The sequence below is a fragment of the Mesorhizobium intechi genome (assembly GCF_002879535.1).
Taxonomy (GTDB): Bacteria; Pseudomonadota; Alphaproteobacteria; order Rhizobiales; family Rhizobiaceae; genus Mesorhizobium; species Mesorhizobium intechi.
The window spans coordinates 1-16,348 of the sequence record NZ_PNOT02000241.1 but is presented as its reverse complement, the minus strand read 5'-3'; the positions used below and the strand labels follow the sequence as shown (position 1 = coordinate 16,348).

General features: G+C 63.8%; 15 protein-coding genes. 2 read left to right on the top strand and 13 right to left on the bottom strand.

Annotated elements, in window-relative coordinates; genetic code table 11:
- Positions 1-223: 223 nt before the first annotated feature.
- From iolB to C1D09_RS21275, 6 genes are all read right to left on the bottom strand, one after another.
- Positions 224-1,036, bottom strand: coding sequence for a 5-deoxy-glucuronate isomerase (gene iolB, locus C1D09_RS21300; RefSeq protein ID WP_143976171.1), 813 nt, complete (start codon positions 1,034-1,036; stop codon positions 224-226).
- Between the two features lie 4 nt (positions 1,037-1,040).
- On the bottom strand, positions 1,041-1,259 hold the full coding sequence (locus C1D09_RS21295; protein WP_143976170.1) for a DUF3329 domain-containing protein: 219 nt from the start codon (positions 1,257-1,259) through the stop codon (positions 1,041-1,043).
- 43 nt (positions 1,260-1,302) lie between these two features.
- Complete coding sequence (gene iolE / locus C1D09_RS21290) at positions 1,303-2,220, bottom strand: myo-inosose-2 dehydratase (RefSeq protein ID WP_143976169.1); 918 nt, start codon at positions 2,218-2,220, stop codon at positions 1,303-1,305.
- Between the two features lie 77 nt (positions 2,221-2,297).
- Complete coding sequence (gene iolD, locus C1D09_RS21285; protein ID WP_143976168.1) at positions 2,298-4,148, bottom strand: 3D-(3,5/4)-trihydroxycyclohexane-1,2-dione acylhydrolase (decyclizing); 1,851 nt, start codon at positions 4,146-4,148, stop codon at positions 2,298-2,300.
- Positions 4,149-4,183: 35 nt separating this feature from the next.
- On the bottom strand, positions 4,184-6,118 hold the full coding sequence (locus tag C1D09_RS21280) for a bifunctional 5-dehydro-2-deoxygluconokinase/5-dehydro-2-deoxyphosphogluconate aldolase (RefSeq protein WP_143976167.1): 1,935 nt from the start codon (positions 6,116-6,118) through the stop codon (positions 4,184-4,186).
- Between the two features lie 231 nt (positions 6,119-6,349).
- Positions 6,350-7,195 carry a MurR/RpiR family transcriptional regulator gene (locus C1D09_RS21275; RefSeq protein WP_167514701.1) on the bottom strand — a complete coding sequence of 282 codons (846 nt, stop codon included), beginning with the start codon at positions 7,193-7,195 and terminating at the stop codon, positions 6,350-6,352.
- Positions 7,196-7,351: 156 nt separating this feature from the next.
- On the opposite strand from C1D09_RS21275, the gene C1D09_RS21270 reads away from it, so the two are divergent.
- Positions 7,352-8,461: a Gfo/Idh/MocA family protein gene (locus C1D09_RS21270; protein WP_143976165.1), complete on the top strand. Its 1,110-nt coding sequence runs from the start codon at positions 7,352-7,354 to the stop codon at positions 8,459-8,461.
- A 12-nt stretch (positions 8,462-8,473) separates the two neighbouring features.
- Here C1D09_RS21270 and C1D09_RS21265 read toward each other — a convergent pair whose 3' ends face one another.
- Complete coding sequence (locus C1D09_RS21265; RefSeq protein WP_143976164.1) at positions 8,474-9,169, bottom strand: helix-turn-helix transcriptional regulator; 696 nt, start codon at positions 9,167-9,169, stop codon at positions 8,474-8,476.
- A 129-nt stretch (positions 9,170-9,298) separates the two neighbouring features.
- Here C1D09_RS21265 and C1D09_RS21260 point away from each other — a divergent pair, with 129 nt between their 5' ends.
- Positions 9,299-9,934: a LysE family translocator gene (locus C1D09_RS21260; RefSeq protein ID WP_143976163.1), complete on the top strand. Its 636-nt coding sequence runs from the start codon at positions 9,299-9,301 to the stop codon at positions 9,932-9,934.
- Between the two features lie 115 nt (positions 9,935-10,049).
- Here C1D09_RS21260 and C1D09_RS21255 read toward each other — a convergent pair whose 3' ends face one another.
- From C1D09_RS21255 to C1D09_RS21230, 6 genes are all read right to left on the bottom strand, one after another.
- Complete coding sequence (locus C1D09_RS21255) at positions 10,050-11,141, bottom strand: 3-deoxy-7-phosphoheptulonate synthase (RefSeq protein WP_143976162.1); 1,092 nt, start codon at positions 11,139-11,141, stop codon at positions 10,050-10,052.
- Positions 11,142-11,469: 328 nt separating this feature from the next.
- Positions 11,470-12,264, bottom strand: a complete 795-nt coding sequence (locus tag C1D09_RS21250) for an SDR family oxidoreductase (protein ID WP_143976161.1) — start codon at positions 12,262-12,264, stop codon at positions 11,470-11,472.
- A gap of 37 nt (positions 12,265-12,301) precedes the next feature.
- Positions 12,302-13,297: an inositol 2-dehydrogenase gene (gene iolG, locus C1D09_RS21245; RefSeq protein WP_143976160.1), complete on the bottom strand. Its 996-nt coding sequence runs from the start codon at positions 13,295-13,297 to the stop codon at positions 12,302-12,304.
- 118 nt (positions 13,298-13,415) lie between these two features.
- Positions 13,416-14,183: an ATP-binding cassette domain-containing protein gene (locus tag C1D09_RS21240; protein WP_143976159.1), complete on the bottom strand. Its 768-nt coding sequence runs from the start codon at positions 14,181-14,183 to the stop codon at positions 13,416-13,418.
- A gap of 2 nt (positions 14,184-14,185) precedes the next feature.
- Positions 14,186-15,262: an ABC transporter permease gene (locus C1D09_RS21235; protein WP_143976158.1), complete on the bottom strand. Its 1,077-nt coding sequence runs from the start codon at positions 15,260-15,262 to the stop codon at positions 14,186-14,188.
- 109 nt (positions 15,263-15,371) lie between these two features.
- Complete coding sequence (locus C1D09_RS21230) at positions 15,372-16,313, bottom strand: sugar ABC transporter substrate-binding protein (protein WP_019860851.1); 942 nt, start codon at positions 16,311-16,313, stop codon at positions 15,372-15,374.
- Positions 16,314-16,348 lie beyond the last annotated feature (35 nt).

Sequence of the window (16,348 nt, the reverse complement as noted above, 5' to 3'; positions counted from 1 at the left end):
GCCCAGCCAGTTGGCGGCGATCCGCGCCAGCGGTTCGTCCTGCCGGGGGGTGAAATAGATAGCATAACGCATGGGAAGTCCTCGTCAGACCGCTGCCATAGGTGATTTCCATGACGGATTGACGAAGCTTTGCAGGGTTTTCGAAGGCAAATCGACCCAATAGGTCCTTAGCCGACAATTTTTCCGAGCTGGACCAATAGGTTCAGACGAAATCTGCGACAGGTCAGGCCTTCATCAACCATTCGTGCTCGGGCGCATTGTGGAATTTCCACGTCCGCTTCGGCCCGGCCATGACGTTGAGATAATAGAGGTCGTAGCCATGGCAGGCGGCGCAGGGGTGATAACCCCTGGGCACCAGGACGACGTCGCCGTCCTCGATCGCCATGGCCTCATCCAGGGCGCGATGGCCATCCTTGTCGGCATCGGTATAGACGCGCTGGAAGGCAAAGCCCTGCGGCGGGTTGAGGCGGTGGTAATACGTCTCCTCGAGATAGGATTCTGCGGGCAGATTGTCCTGGTCGTGCTTGTGCGGCGGATAGCTCGATGTGTGGCCGCCCGGCGTGATGACCTCGACCACCAGCAGCGAATCGGCCGGCTTGCCCTCCGGCAGGATGTTGGTGACGTAGCGCGTGTTGGTGCCTTTGCCGCGCACCTCCTGGCCGAGATCGTCCGGCCCGATCACCCGAACAGGTAGACCGCCGCCGAGGCCGGGGGCCGAGCAGACCGCAAGTTCGAGATCGGTGTCAGCCGTCACCGACCAGTCCGCTCGCTCCGGCACATAGACCGACCACGGCTTGCCGTCGAAGGGAGACATGCGCCCGCCGAGCAGGCCGAGATGCTTGCCGCCGGCTTGCGCGGTGCCCTTGCCGGTGACGAAGACCAGGCAGACTTCGCGGTCTTCCGTCTTTCCAGAGGCGCTTTCGCCGGGCCGCAGCCGATACAGGTCGAAACCGACATAGGTCCAGCCGGCGCCTTTCGGCGTCACATGGGCAACGCGGCCATGGCCCTTGTCGGCCTTAACCAGCAGCTTGGACATCGGGTTACTCCTTCGGTTCGGACTCGGCCGGCGCCTTGTTCTCGTCGGCCGGCTTGTAGAGATAGAAGAACTGCCAGACGGCATAGCCGGCGAAGCCGAGCGCGATGGTGCCCCAGAATGGCGTGCCGGTGGCGAACTCGATGATCGACCAGATGACGCAGACCGCGACGACGGCGACACGCCGCCACAACGGGCGGAAGAAAGGGTGCTCGGAATCTTTCATCGGGCCAATCTACAGCAACCTGCCTCGCCGTGAACCCGTTGTGTCATGCATTCGGAAAACCCTGGGTTTCGACCGTGTAGCCGGCGGCCGTCATCACCCGCATAAGCTCCTTGTGGCCAACCTGCGCCATCTTGAGCGGCGGGTTCTTCTTCGGGTCCTGCTCGGCCTCGACCACGAACCAGCCTTCATAGCCATGGTCGGCGAAACGCTGCACGATGGCGCCGAAATCCAGCGAGCCATCGCCCGGCACGGTGAAGGCACCGAGCGCCACGGCGTCGAGAAAGGACTGTTTCGTGCGGTCCAGCTTGTCGATCACATCCATGCGCACATCCTTCACATGCACATGGCTGATGCGCTTGTGGTGGTTGTCGATGGCGCGCAGCACATCGCCGCCGGCAAAGGCCAGATGTCCGGCATCGAGCAGCAGCGGAATGCCTTCGCCGGAATGGCGCATGAAGGCGTCCAGCTCCGGCTCCGTCTCCACCACCGCCGCCATGTGATGATGATAGGACAGCGGCATGCCTTGTTCGGCGCACCATTCGCCGAATTCGGTCAGGCGCCTTGCATAGGCCTTCATCTCGTCGCCTGAAAGTTTCGGCTTGGTGGCCAGCGGCTTCGAGCGGTCGCCCTGGATCGAACGGCCGACCTCGCCATAGACGATGCAAGGCGCGTTGACCGCCTTGAACAGCTCGATCATCGGCTGGATGCGGTCCTTGTTCGTGCTCATCTCCTCATCGACCAGCGTGCCGGAAAACCAGCCGCCGCACAGCGTCACGTCGGCGGCCTTGAGGATCGGCAGCATGACGGCGGGATCGTTGGGGAAACGCCGGCCCATCTCCATGCCGGTGAAGCCGGCCGAACGCGACTGGCGCAGGCACTCCTCCAGCGACACGTCATCGCTCAGTTCCGCAAGATCGTCGTTCCACCATGCGATGGGGGACATGCCCAGTTTGGCTTTCAAGTCGTCACTCCAGTTTCGTGTTTACCCTCCCCCTTGTTGGGGAGGGTCCTAAGCGAGAGGGCAGCGCCGACTTAGCATCAATCGCCGACGCTCTGCATCTGGCGCTTCTCGTCATAGGCCTTGCGCGCCGCGTTGACTTGCGGCCGCGCAGAGACTTCCGGCACCGCCACATCCCACCAATGGCCGCCGGCATCGGTGGAGACCAGCGGGTCGGTGTCGATGACCAGCAAAGTTGTGCGGTCGTTCGTCTTGGCCTTCTGCAGCGCGCTTTCCAGCCCGGCAATCGACGGCACTTTATCGGCGATCGCGCCCATGCTCGCCGCATGCGCCGCGAAGTCGATGTCGGGCAGGATTTCGTGGCGCGCGTCCTTCAGGAGATTGTTGAAGTTGGCGCCGCCGGTCGCCATCTGCAGCCGGTTGATGCAGCCATAGCCACGGTTGTCGAGCAGCACGATGGTCAGCTTCAGACCGAGCATCACCGAGGTGGCGATTTCGGAGTTCATCATCAGATAGGAGCCGTCGCCGATCATCACGACGACCTCCTGGTCTGGTTTGGCCATCTTGGCGCCGAGCCCGCCGGCAATCTCGTAGCCCATGGTCGAGAAGCCGTATTCGCCATGGTACGAACCGGGCGCGCCCGCCTGCCAGAGCTTGTGCAGTTCGCCCGGCAGGCCGCCGGAGGCATTCAGCAGCGTCACATCGGCGCCCATCGCCCGCTGCACCGCGCCGATCACCTGCGCGTCGGACGGAAAGGCGGCGTTGGTCGAGGCCGTGACCTTGGCTGCGTCGGCCTGCCAGGCCCTCTTGCCGGTGCCCGCATTGTCGGTCCATGCGGCAGGCGCCTTCCAGCCTTTCAGTGCGGCACCGAGCTCGGCCAGGCCCTCGGCCGCATCCGCGACCAAAGGCAGCGCGCGGTGCTTGCCGGCATCGAAAGGTTGCACGTTGAGCCCGATGATGGTCTTGCCGGAATTCTTGAACAGCGCCCATGAGCCGGTGGTGAAATCCTGCAGGCGCGTGCCGATCGCGAGCACGACATCGGCTTCTTCCGCCAGCCTGTTGGCCGCCGAGGTGCCGGTGACGCCCACCGCCGCCATGTTGAGCGGATGAACGTCCGGCAGCGAGGATTTGCCGCCTTGCGTCTCGCAGACCGGAATGCCGGCGGCTTCGACGAATTTGGCCAGCGCACCGGAGGCCTGCGAATACAGAACGCCGCCGCCAGCGATGATCAGCGGCTTCTTCGCACCCTTGAGCGCCGCCACAGCTGCGGCAAGCTCGTCGCGGTCCGGCCGCGGCCGGCGCTGATGCCAGACCCGCTCGGCGAAGAAGCTCTCGGGATAGTCATAGGCCTCGGCCTGCACGTCTTGGCAGAGCGACAGCGTCACCGGACCGCAATCGGCCGGATCGGTCAGAACCTGCATGGCGCGATTGAGCGCCGGGATGATCTGCTCGGGCCGGGTGATGCGATCGAAATAGCGCGACACCGGACGGAAGCAATCATTGACCGTCGCCGTGCCGTCGGAAAAGTCCTCGGCCTGCTGCAGCACCGGGTCGGGGATACGGTTGGCGAAGACATCGCCAGGCAAAAACAGGACGGGCAGCCTGTTTACGTGCGCGAGCGCCGCCGCCGTCACCATGTTGAGCGCGCCGGGGCCGATCGAAGAGGTCGCGGCCATGACGCGGCGGCGGAAATTGGCCTTGGCATAGGCGATCGCCGCATGCGCCATCGCCTGTTCATTATGGGCGCGGAAGGTCGGCAATTCGTCGCGAACCTGATAGAGCGCCTCGCCGATGCCAGCGACATTGCCGTGGCCGAAGATCGCCCAGACGCCACCGAAGATGGGCACTTTTCCACCGTCGATCTCGGTCATCTGGCGGGACAGAAAGCGGGTCAGCGCCTGCGCCATCGTCAGGCGGATTGTCTTGCTCATGGTGTTTTCCTCCGCAGTCCTTGTGCCGCGCCTTGTTATGCTGCCCTGCGGCCGCGCGCGGCAAGCCACGCCTCGGTCAACTGTTCGAAGCGCGAGGCCATGTCGGCGACAGCCTCGTCATCCGACATCCTGCCGGCCAGCCATTCCTCGGCCGCATGGACGAAGATGGTGCGGCCGACGGCAAATCCCTTGACGATCGGTGCCTTGGCGGTGGCGGCGAAAGCCGCTTCCAGCTCGTCCTGCGGGGCCTCCAGGCCAAGCAGCACAATGCCACGGCACCAGGGGTCATGCTTCAGGATGACGGCTTCGATCCTGGCCCAGGCGCCGCTCGATGCCTGCGGCTCGAGTTTCCACCAGTCCGGCTTGATGCCGAGGGCATAAAGCTCTTCCAGCGCGCGGGGAATGGTGGTGTCGTCGAGCCTGCCGTGCTTGCCGGCGATGATCTCGATGAGAAGTTCCCGGCCGACTTTGCGCGCCGCCTCGAACAGCGCGCGCAGCTTCTGCTGCTGTTCCTCCTTCAACGCCGCCGGATCGTCGGGATGGTAGAAGCACAGGCACTTGATGCAATGATCGACGGGCCATTCCACCAGCTGCGAGCCGATGTCCTGTGAGAACTCGAAGCGCAGCGGCCGCGAACCCGGCAATTCGACAGGACGGCCGAGCCAGGCGAAGGAATGCCTGGCGAATTCGAACATCGCCTCGCGGCCATGTTTCTCGTCGATCAGCATGCCGTAGCCGTCGCGGCCGGCGGCGACTTTCGCCGCCGCCTTGACCGCCAGCACCTTGAAGTCGCGGATGCGCGCCGGATCGGCGCCGGCCTTCGCCGCGACGTCCTCGAGCTGCACGCGGTGGTCGCAGGCGAGCGCCATCAGCGAGGGGATGTCGCGCCGGCGGGTCGTCGCCCAATGGATGTGGTTGATCGCCTCGTCCTTGCGCAGCGCCCTGTATTTGCTGCCGTTCTTGAGGAAGAATTGCAGTTCCTCGAAGGTCGGGTACTCCGGCGCGCACAGCAGCCGCGACACGGCGAAGGCGCCGCAGGCGTTGGCCCAGGTCGCCGCCGTCGCATGGTCTTCGCCGCCCAGCCAGCCACGCAGGAAGCCGGACATGAACGCGTCGCCGGCACCCAGCACATTGTAGATCTCGATCGGAAAACCCTTGCCGACGACACCATCCTCGAGATCGTCGCTGATCGGTCCGTCATAGACGATGCAGCCCATGGCGCCGCGCTTCAAGACGATGGTGGCCGCCGACAGGGTGCGGATCGTCTTCAGCGCGCTCAGGCAGTCATCGGCGCCCGAGGCGATCATGATCTCTTCCTCGGTGCCGACGATGAGATCGCAATCGGGCAGCACCGTCTTCAACTGCGCCGAGACACGGTCCGATTTGACATAGCGCTCGAAGCCTTCTGCATGGCCGGCGAGGCCCCACAGATTGGGCCGATAGTCGATGTCGAAGACAACCTTGCCGCCCTTGGCTTTCATGATGCGGATTGCCTTGCGCTGGGCGGCGTCGCTGTTGGGGCGCGAAAAATGCGTGCCGGTGACGACGATCGAACGTGCCGAGGCGATGAAGGCCTCGTCGATGTCTTCCGGCGCCAGCGCCATGTCGGCGCAGTCCGAGCGGTAGAAGATCATCGGCGAAACGCCTTCGCTCTCGACCGAAAGCAGCACCAGCGCCGTCAACCGCTCCTTGTCGGTTTTCAAGCCATCGGTGTTGACGCCTTCGCGCTTCAGCTGTTCGCGGATGAAGCGGCCCATCTGCTCGTCGCCGACACGCGTCAGCAGCGCCGAACGAAGGCCAAGCCTGGCCGTGCCGACCGAGATGTTGGCCGGGCAGCCGCCGACCGACTTGGCGAAAGAGGTGATGTCCTCCAGCCGCGAGCCGATCTGCTGGCCATAGAGGTCGACGGAAGCACGACCGATGGTGATGACGTCGAGCGGCGCCAGTTTGGCGTCCACGGCTTCGCTCATTGGAACCTCCCGTCAGTCTTGTTGTCAGGAACAACATGTTTGGGTAACACGCGCGAGCGGCAGCGTGGTGCCGGGAATATGAAATAATAATTCCAATCCATAGTCAATATGGAATGAGCATTCCTTTGTCTAAAATTGCCTGACCATGATCCCGAACCGTAGGACCGCGTAAGCGAAAATTGGCTGCCGGCTTTCGGAAAAGATCATGTTCAAAGAACACAGGATGCAGGCTCAGGCTTTGCGCTTGCGGCCGATATCGCGCCGTTTCTCGCCGACGCCGACGGTCATCGCCATGGCCAGCGCCATCGTCGCCGACAACGAGCGGAAACCAGCGAAATCCGCCTCGGCAACCTCGAACCAGACCCTGGCGAACTGGGCGAGCGGCGAAAATGAGCTGTCTGTGATGGCGACGATCGGCACGCCATGCTCCGAAATGGTGCGTGCTTCCTCGATGGTGGCCGGCGCATAGGGCGAGAAGGAGATGGCGATGACGGCGTCCGCCGGCGTGGCGAAGGCGATCATCTCGGCGTTCAGCCCGGCGGCCGATTCGATCAGCTGGTTGCGGATATTCAGTTTGCCCAGCGCATAGGCGATGTAGCTCGCCACCGGATAGGAGCGCCGCTTGGCCAGGACATAGATGGTCTGCGCCTTTGCCAGCAGCGAAATCGCGTCTTCCAGATGCGCGTCATCCAGCGTGCGCGAAATGTCGTTGAGCGAGGTGCTGGCGGCGGCGACAAAGCCGTCGAAGATAGCGCGGTGGCCGGCGCCGCCCTCGGCCTTGGCGCGCAGTGCCTGCAGCCGCTCGTCATAGGATGAGTTGCGCTCGCGCAGCCGCTCGCGGAACACCTGCTGCAGGCTGGTGAAGCCGTCGAAACCGAGCTGCTGGGCAAAGCGGATCAGGGTGGAGGGCTGCACGCCCGCCGAGGCGGCGATGCTGGCGGCAGTGCCGAAGGCGATGTCGTCGGGATTGTCGAGCGCGTAGGCGGCGATCTGGGCGATGCGCTTCGGCAGGCTTTCGCGCCGGTCGAGGATGGTGGCGCGCAGCGTCTCGAAGTCGCGAGGTACCCGTTCGTCCATCGTCGGCCCGTCCAAGCTCATCCGTGAAGCGTCCTCTCTGCCCCATCATAGCGAGCCTGCGCAAGAACGCCATAAAAAATGAGGCAGACATTCCATTCTTGGAGAAAATGGACTAATTCATCCACGCAGTGCTTCGGGCAGTGGAGGAAACGGAAAATGGTCGGCGTCGGTCTTATCGGCACGGGTTTCATGGGCAAATGCCACGCCATCGCGTGGAGTGCCGTCGGCGCCGTCTTTCCCGACGTGGCCAAGCCCAGGCTCGTCCATCTCGGCGAGGTCAATGAGGAGCTTGCCCAGCGCAAGGCCGGCGAGTTCGGCTTTGCCAAGGCTTCAGGTGACTGGCGCGCCGTCGTCAACGACCCGGAGGTCGATATCGTCTCCCTGACCACGCCCAACCAGTTCCATCCGGAAATGGCCATCGCCGTTCTCGAAGCCGGCAAGCACCTGTGGTGCGAAAAGCCGATGGCGCCGAGCTTTGCCGAAGCCGAGGCGATGGCGTCAGCGGCCAAGAAATCCGGCAAGGTCGCTGCGCTGGGCTATAATTACATCCAGAGCCCGGCCATCCGCCACATCGGCGCGTTGCTCGACGAGAAGATCATCGGCGAGGTCAACCATCTGCGCATCGAGATGGACGAGGATTTCATGGCCGATCCAGAGGCACTGTTCTTCTGGAAGCACGAGGCCGCTTCCGGCTACGGCGCGCTCGACGATTTCGCCGTGCATCCGCTGTCGCTGGTCTCGGTCCTGTTCGGTCGCGTCGCCAGCGTCATCTGCGACATGGCCAAGCCCTATGCCGACCGCAGGCTGGCGGCGGGCGGACGCCGCGCGGTCGAGACCTATGATATCGCCAGCATCTTGATGCATCTGGAAAACGGCATTGCCGGCACGCTCCAGGTCAACCGCTCGGCCTGGGGCCGCAAGGGCCGCATCGCCATCCAGATCTTCGGCTCCAAGGGCTCGATCCTGTTCGACCAGGAGCGGATGAACGAATTGCAGCTCTATCTCACCGCGGATCGCCCGACCGAGCAGGGCTACCGCACCATCCTGGCAGCGCCGCACCACAAGCCCTACGACGCCTTCTTGCCGGCGCCCGGCCATGGCCTGGGCTTCAACGATCTCAAGATCATCGAGTGCCGCGAATTGCTGACGCGGCTCGCCGGCAGGCCGGCGCGCCTCATCGAATTCGCCGAAGGGCTGGAGATTGAGCGCACCGTTCATGCCATGGCTCGCTCCTTCGAGGAGAAGCGCTGGGTGGGGGTCCGGTAATACCCGCTCACCTTAACCGACCGCGGCGGGGGTCTCCCAGCCGTCGACCCAGATCTGCCGCAGGCGATCGCCTTCGCCCTTGAAGTGCAGCCCGGTCGCTCGGCAAGCCTCGATGCGGTCGCTGCGGAAATTGCGGATGGCGTGCCGCAGTTCACACCAGGCGACGATGTTGGCGGACTCGGCGTAATAGATCAGCGCGATCGGCCGGGTGATGCGTTGCGTGATCCGGCCTGCTTCGTCGCGGTAGGAGAGGTCGAGCTTCTCCTCGTCGCGGATGGCCCGGCGCACCAGCGCCAGGTCGATCGCGCCGGCCGAGGGTGCGGCAAAACCCCAGGCGTGCAGCGCATTGGTGTCGAATGTCTGGCGCAGCGGCGGCGGCACCGCGCCGGCAATCTTGCTGCTGACGCGCTTGGCCGCCTGCTTGAGCTCGTCATCGCCCGTGCGCTCCAGCAGCGCCAGCGACAGCACGATCGCCTCCATCTCCTCGATCGAAAACATCAGCGGCGGCAGGTCGAAACCGGGGCGCAAGATATAGCCGATGCCGCGTCCGCCCTCGATCGGCACGCGCATCGCCTGCAGCGCGGCGATGTCGCGATAGATCGACCGTATCGTCACTTCCAGCCGCTCGGCGATCATGGCGGCTGTCACCGGCTGCCGTGCCAGCCGCAGGATCTGGATGATCTCGAACAGGCGTGACGCCTTGCGCATTTTCCTCACCCCGCTCCGACTGCAACTGACACACCATTGTCAGTTGGGTCGACCTATAGGACTGCCTATCAAATTGAAAATCAACAGGTTCCGCTGCGGCTTGGTGGAACGAGGCGGCAGGCAACTGACATGGGTTACGCGGAAAATCTCTGGCTTTTCTTTATCCTGCTGTTCGGCATCATCGCCGTTCCGGGCATGGACATGCTGTTCGTGCTGGCCAATGCGCTGACCGGCGGCCGCGACAGGGGCCTTGCGGCGACCGGCGGCATCATGGTCGGCGGCATGGTACACACGCTGAACGGGGCGATCGGCGTGGGCCTTCTCATGCATTTCTTGCCGATCCTGTTCAAGCCGCTGCTGATCGCCGGCGCCGCCTACATGGCCTTTATCGGCATCACGCTGATGCGCAGCTCCATCACCGTCGGCCATGACGAGCCCGTTGGCAGCCGCTCCGCATGGAAAGCGTTTCGCCAGGGGCTGGTGACCTGCCTGATCAATCCCAAGGCGTATCTGTTCGTGCTTGCCGTCTACCCACAGTTCCTGAAGCCGGACTACGGCCCGATCTGGGTGCAGGCGACTGTCATGGGGCTGATGACGGTGATCACGCAGGCCGCGATCTATGGTGGGCTTGCGATCACCGCCGGGCGCAGCCGCAAGCTTTTGATCGCCAATCCGCGGGCGACCATTCTTGCCGGCCGGGCGGCCGGGCTGTTGCTCTTTGCGGTCTCGGTGTTCACCGCCTGGGAAGGGCTGAGGGCGGCGTAGTCTGCTCTTTGTTGGAGCATGATCTCTGGACAAACGGAAACCGTTTGTCCGAGAAAACCGGTTTCCACTTTTCGGGATCATGCTCCAGCGCCGCCCCTCCCACATCGCCATCGGGTCAGGCGGCGCCCTGCCGGCTTTCCAGCATGGCGCGGTGTGCGGAGCGGCGCCACTCGACGGCGCCGGCTAGGCCATGCAGCACGGTCTCGGTGGTCGCCCAGTCGATGCAGCCGTCGGTGATGCTCTGGCCGTAGACCAGCGGCTTGCCGGGCACCACGTCCTGCCGGCCGGCAACGAGATTGCTCTCGATCATCAGACCGATGATGCGTTCGTCGCCCGCCGCCACCTGGCCGGCCACATCGGCCGCCACCTTCGGCTGGTTCTCCGGCTTCTTGGCCGAGTTGGCGTGGCTGGCATCGATCATCAGCCGGGGCGCGACACCGATGCGGGCGAGTTCGACCGAAGCCGCCTCGACGCTAGCCGCGTCATAATTGGGCTGGACGCCGCCGCGCAGGATGACGTGGCAGTCCTCATTGCCTGTGGTCGTGGCGATGCCGCTGCGTCCGCCCTTGGTCACCGCCATGAAATGATGCGGCTGGGCGGCCGATTTCACGGCCTCCCCGGCGATCCTGAGATTGCCGTCGGTGCCGTTCTTGAAGCCGACCGGGCAGGAGAGGCCCGAGGCCAGCTCGCGGTGGATCTGGCTCTCGGTGGTACGCGCGCCGATGGCGCCCCAGGCGACGAGATCGGCAATGTATTGCGGTGTGGTCATGTCGAGGAATTCGGTCGCCGCCGGCAGGCCGAGATTGTTGACGGCCGACAGCACGTTGCGGGCCATCCTGAGCCCCTTGTCGATGTTGAAGCTGCCGTCGAGGTCGGGATCGTTGATCAGGCCTTTCCACCCGACCGTCGTGCGCGGCTTCTCGAAATACACCCGCATCACGATCTCGAGCCGGTCGGACAGGGTCTCGCGCAGCGCCGCCAGACGGCTGGCATAGTCAACGGCCGCGACCGGATCGTGGATCGAACAAGGTCCGACAACGACAAGCAATCGGTCGTCGGTGCCGTTCAAGATGGCATGGATGGCGTTGCGCGAGGCGCTCACGGTGCGCGTCGCCGTCAGCGTGCGCGGGATCTCCCGCATCACCTGGTCCGGCGTGCTCAGTTCTCGGATTTCCTTGACCCGGAGGTCGTCTGTGGTGGTCAACACGGCTTTCTGCTCCTGTTAGGAGACCTGCCGGCTGAAACAAAAAAGCCGCCAGGTCTGGCGGCTGTTCGGATGTTGTTGCTGCAATCTTCAGATCGAGCGCAATCCTCCCGCCGCCAGCGAGCTGCTAAAGTACCAATAGGTGGCGGACAGGTTGATCATGCGGCCCATATAGTCGATGCGGAGGCGTTTGTCACGCCCCCTCGACGACAGTCAATTGGGGATGAGCCGTACCCTCCCGACTTCGTCATCCTCAGGCTGCGCCGCGTTGCTTCGCTCCTTGCTCCGCCCGTGGATGACGAAGTGAGGAGCGTTTGCGCAGGGCCCGCTGCTACTCCGGCGACGACCCCGCAACACTCTGGTCGTAGTCGACCAACGACCCGGTCATGACGCCCGATTGTGGGCTGACCATGTAGCTGATCAGCCGCGCGAGCTGGTCCGGCTTGACCAATTGGCCCATCGGCTGCGCGGCCTCGGCTTTCGCCAGCCAGTCGTCCGGGGCGTCGTGCCATTTCTTCTGCACGATGTCTTCGCCCTCTGTGTCCATCCAGCCCGGCAGCACGGCGTTGCAGCGGATGCGGTTGTGACGATAGGCATTGGCGACGTTCTTGGTCAGCGTCATCAGGGCGCCCTTGCTGGTCGAATAGGGCGTCAGGAAGGACTGGCCGGCATGCGCCGACATCGACAGCACGTTGACGATCGAGCCCGGCGCCTTGCGCTCGAGGAGATGGGTGACCAGCCCCTGCATCAGGAAGAAGGGGCCGCGAACATTGGTGGCGAAGATCTGGTCGAAAAGCTCCTCCGAGGTTTCGACCAGGGAACCGCGTGCCGAGGTGGCGGCGGCGTTGACCAGCGCGTTCAGCGTGCCGAAATGGGCGAGCGCGGTCGAAACCGCGCGCTTGCAATCCGCCACCTTCGAGATGTCGGCGCTGACGAAGATCGCGTCGACGCCGGCTTTTTTGAAGTAGGCGATGGCCTTGTCCCCCTTCTCCTGCGACCGGCCGACAAGCGCCAATGCCCGGCAGCCTTCGTCGGCCAGCGCCTCGGCGACGGCAAAGCCGATGCCTTGCGCCCCGCCGGTGACGATGGCGCGTGTCTGTGAATTACGATCGGCGGATGCGCTCATCGCTTTGCTCCTGTGGCCTGGACCCGGATTCCGGTTCTTACTTGTCGAGACGAACGGTCTTGCCTGTCGTTGCCGACTTCAGCGCCGCATCCGCCAGCTTCAGCGCCAGGAGGCCGTCGGCGCCGCTCGGCGCCGCCTTCTTGCCGGACGTCGCAGCGGCGATGAACGAGGCGATCTCGATGGCATAGGCGTCGAGATAGCGGGTCATGAAGAAGTCGTGCAGCGGCGGGCGCGTATAGCCCTTCTCATTGGCCAGTTCGATCGACACCGGCCGCTGGTTTTCCGCCGCGATCATGCCTTTCGAGCCATGCACTTCGATGCGCTGGTCGTAGCCATAGGTGGCGCGGCGCGAATTGGAGATCACGGCCTGCTTGCCGGAAGCCGTCTCCAGGATAACGCTGACACTATCGAAATCCCCGGCCTCGCCAATCTTCTTGTCAACCAGCACCGAGGCATGTGCGGAGACCGCCACCGGCTCCTCGCCGAGCAGGAAGCGCGCCATGTCGAAATCATGGATGGTCATGTCGCGGAAAATGCCGCCCGAGCGCTTGATGTAATCGACCGGCGGCGCGCCCGGATCGCGCGACGTGATGGTGACCATCTCGACCGTGCCGATGGCGCCGTCGTCGATTGCCTTGCGCACGGCGGCGAAGTGGGGATCGAAGCGGCGGTTGAAGCCGACCATCAGCGTCGCCTTGGCCTTCTCGACCACGGCCAGGCATTTCTCGACGCGCTTGACGTTCAGGTCGATCGGCTTCTCGCAGAAGATCGCCTTGCCGGCCTTGGCGAAACGCTCGATCAGATCGGCATGGGTGTCGGTCGGCGTGCAGATGACGACGGCGTCGATGTCGTTGGATTTTTCGATGGCGTCGATGGTGCGCACCTCCGCGCCATAGGCGCTCGCCAGCTCTTTTGCCGCCTTCTCGAAGGCATCGGCCACCGCCACCAGTCTTGCATCGGGATTGGAGCCGACGGCGCGGGCGTGGACCTTGCCGATGCGGCCGGCACCGAGGAGGGCGAAACGAACAGTCATGGATATTTCCTCTGAGGGATGGGTTCGAGGGCGTTGTGTCCGCACCTTCCTGTCAGGGAAAGGTGGCTGGGTATTTTCTTGGCGCGGCAGATCGTCCCGGAAGCGCGTGACCCTGCGCCTAGGCCGCGAGCTCTGCCTCTCCGGTCTTGGCGCCGGTGATGTAGGAGACGATGTCCTGGCCGTCGGTGTTTTCCTTGCGCAGATTGGCGACGATGCGCCCGCGCCGGAACACCACGATGCGGTCGCACAGGTCGAACACCTGGCGCATATTGTGGCTGATCAGGATCAGCGGCTCGCCATTGTCCTTCAGCGTGCGGATGATGTTTTCAACTTGCGCCGTCTCCTGCACGCCGAGTGCGGCGGTCGGCTCGTCCATGATGATCAGCTTGGAGGCGAAGGTCGCGGTGCGCGCGATCGCCACGCACTGGCGCTGGCCGCCGGACATGTGGCGGATGGTGTTGGAGAGATTGGGGATCTTCACCGCAGTGCGCACCAGCGCCGCTTCGGTCGCCTTGCGCATGTATTTGCGGTCCAGGATCGAGAACGGTCCGAGATTGAACAGCACCTTTTCGCGGCCGAGGAAAAGGTTCGACGGCACGTCGAGGTCGTCGGCCAGCGCCAGGTTCTGGAACACCGTCTCGATGCCCGCCTCGCGCGCCTCGATCGGACCGGTGAAGTTCACCTCCTTGCCGTCGAACCAGATCTGGCCGCTGGTGCGCTGCTCGACAGCGGTGATCTGGCGCACGAAGGTCGACTTGCCGGCGCCATTGTCGCCCATGATGGCGACATGCTCGCCCTTGCGCAGTTCGAAGTTGGCGCCTTCCAGCGCATGCACGCCGCCATAGCGCTTGGTCAGGTTTTCGGTCTTCAACACGATGTCTGACATGATCAAGCCCTCAATGCCCGCAGGCGTTGGCGCCACTGGTCCAGAACGACCGCACCGACGATGATCACGCCCTTGACCATCTCCTGGTAGTAGGCGTCGAGGCGCAGGAAGGTGAAGCCGGAGATGATGACGCCGAAGATCAGCGAGCCGATCACCGTTCCGATGATCGAGCCGCGGCCGCCCGACAGCGAGACGCCGCCGATGACCGCCATGGCGATGGCGTCGAGTTCGTACATCACGCCCATGCCGGCCTGCGCGGTGAGGTTCTTGGAGCAGAGCACCACGGCGGCCAGCGAGGCGAGAATGCCAGCGATGACGTAGACCAGGATCTTGTGGTTGGCGATCTTGATGCCGGACATGCGCGCGGCGTCCTCGTTCGAGCCGATGGCGTAACAGTGCTTGCCATACCTGGTGTAGGTCATGATGAGCTGGAACAGCAGGGCCAGCGACAGGAAGATGATGACGGGCATGAGGCCCTTGCCGATCGCCGCGAAACTGTCGGTGGGAAACGAGATCGGCTGGCCCTTCGACCACCATTTGGCGATGCCGCGCGCGGTCACCATCATGCCGAGCGTGGCGATGAAGGGCGGAATGCGCGTGTAGGCGATCAAGGAGCCATTGACGAGGCCGGCGAGCAGCCCACAGCCGATCGCCACCAGCAGCGGCACGAGGACAGGCAGGTCGGTCCAGCCTTGCGCCAGGAACATCGCCTTTGGGTTGGGATTGCCGTTGACCGTCGCCACCTGGGCGAAACTCATGGCGATCATAGCGGTCGCGCCGACGATCGAACCTGAAGACAGGTCGATGCCGCCGCAAATGATCACCTGCGTCACGCCGATGGCGATGATGCCGACGATCGACACCTGCAGGATGATGATCTGCAGGCGGGCCTCGTTGAAGATCCCCGAGACGTCGCTGCGGGTGTTGAACAGGAAACTGTCGCCCAGAAAGATGCGGCCGATAAGTTCGAAGATGACGACGAGAATGACGAGCGCCAGGAAGACATTGAATTCGGCCGGCCATGCGCGCTTCTTCGCATCGTAGGTGAGCCCTCCGACGCCATGAGATGTCTGTGCCAATCTTCTATCCTCCGTCGGCCACGGTCGCCCCTCGAGCCCCTTCAGGCGCCGAGGGAAAGGGGAGCGGCGCTGCCCTCTGCGCGAGAGCGCCGCCCTGAATGTCCGCGGCTCAGTTCTTCTTCAGGAACTTGTCGATGTTCGCCGGGGTCACCAGCTGGAACGGCACGTAGACCTTGTGCTCGACCTTCTCGCCCTTGGACAGTTTCAGCGCCGCGTCCAGCGCGCCCGCGCCCTGGCCGGCCGCGTCCTGGAACACGGTTGCGTCGAGGTCGCCGGCCTGCATGGCGGCAAGCGCGTCCTGCGTGGCGTCGACGCCGCCGACGACAACCGACTTCATGTCGATGTTGGCGGCCTTCATCGCCTGGATGGCGCCGATGGCGCTTTCGTCATTGTTGGCGATGACGCCGTCGAACTTCTTGCCGGTCGACAGCCAGTTGGTCATCAGGTTCTGCGCCTCGTCGCGGTTCCAGTTCGACGTCTGCTTGTCGATGATCTTGATGAAGCTGCAGTCCGGCGTGGCGATCACCTCTTCAATGTCCTTGGTGCGCTGCACGGCGGCCTGGTTGGAAAGCTCGCCCATGATCACGTAGACATTGGCTTCCTTCTTGCCGGCTTCCTTGAACAGGCGGCAGACTTCCTTGGTCTCGAGCGTGCCGGAATCGGCTTCGTTCGAGGCGACGAAGGCCTGGTTGTCGGGCAGCGAGTTTACGTTGACCGGCTCGCGGTTGACATAGACCAGCGGGATCTTGGCGGCAGCGGCAGCGTCCGACATCGCTTGCGTGGCCGAGGTGTCGACCGGGTTGACGATGATCGCGTCGACGCCCGAAGCGGCGAAGTTCTTGATCTGGTCGAGCTGCTTGGCAACGTCGTTCTGTGCGTCTTCGACCTGCAACTCGACGCCGCTCATGCCCTTGGCCTGGGCGATCATCCCATTGCGCAACACGGTGAGGAAGTTGTCGTCGAACTTGGCCATCGATACGCCGATCTTGGCGGCAAAGGCCGATGAACTCATCAGCGCCGCAAAAGCGACGCCCAAAAGCAGTTTCTTCATTTTATATCTCCTCCACTTTTGGTGTCCGGTTGCAC

What these genes read in the sequence shown, in the direction of transcription:
- C1D09_RS21260 (WP_143976163.1), top strand. Translation starts at nt 9,299, where the DNA reads ATGGGTTACGCGGAAAATCTCTGGCTTTTCTTTATCCTGCTGTTCGGC.
- C1D09_RS21265 (WP_143976164.1), bottom strand. Translation starts at nt 9,169, where the DNA reads ATGCGCAAGGCGTCACGCCTGTTCGAGATCATCCAGATCCTGCGGCTG.
- C1D09_RS21240 (WP_143976159.1), bottom strand. Translation starts at nt 14,183, where the DNA reads ATGTCAGACATCGTGTTGAAGACCGAAAACCTGACCAAGCGCTATGGC.
- C1D09_RS21270 (WP_143976165.1), top strand. Translation starts at nt 7,352, where the DNA reads ATGGTCGGCGTCGGTCTTATCGGCACGGGTTTCATGGGCAAATGCCAC.
- C1D09_RS21250 (WP_143976161.1), bottom strand. Translation starts at nt 12,264, where the DNA reads ATGAGCGCATCCGCCGATCGTAATTCACAGACACGCGCCATCGTCACC.
- C1D09_RS21275 (WP_167514701.1), bottom strand. Translation starts at nt 7,195, where the DNA reads ATGGACGAACGGGTACCTCGCGACTTCGAGACGCTGCGCGCCACCATC.
- C1D09_RS21280 (WP_143976167.1), bottom strand. Translation starts at nt 6,118, where the DNA reads ATGAGCGAAGCCGTGGACGCCAAACTGGCGCCGCTCGACGTCATCACC.
- iolB (WP_143976171.1), bottom strand. Translation starts at nt 1,036, where the DNA reads ATGTCCAAGCTGCTGGTTAAGGCCGACAAGGGCCATGGCCGCGTTGCC.
- iolG (WP_143976160.1), bottom strand. Translation starts at nt 13,297, where the DNA reads ATGACTGTTCGTTTCGCCCTCCTCGGTGCCGGCCGCATCGGCAAGGTC.
- C1D09_RS21230 (WP_019860851.1), bottom strand. Translation starts at nt 16,313, where the DNA reads ATGAAGAAACTGCTTTTGGGCGTCGCTTTTGCGGCGCTGATGAGTTCA.
- iolD (WP_143976168.1), bottom strand. Translation starts at nt 4,148, where the DNA reads ATGAGCAAGACAATCCGCCTGACGATGGCGCAGGCGCTGACCCGCTTT.
- C1D09_RS21295 (WP_143976170.1), bottom strand. Translation starts at nt 1,259, where the DNA reads ATGAAAGATTCCGAGCACCCTTTCTTCCGCCCGTTGTGGCGGCGTGTC.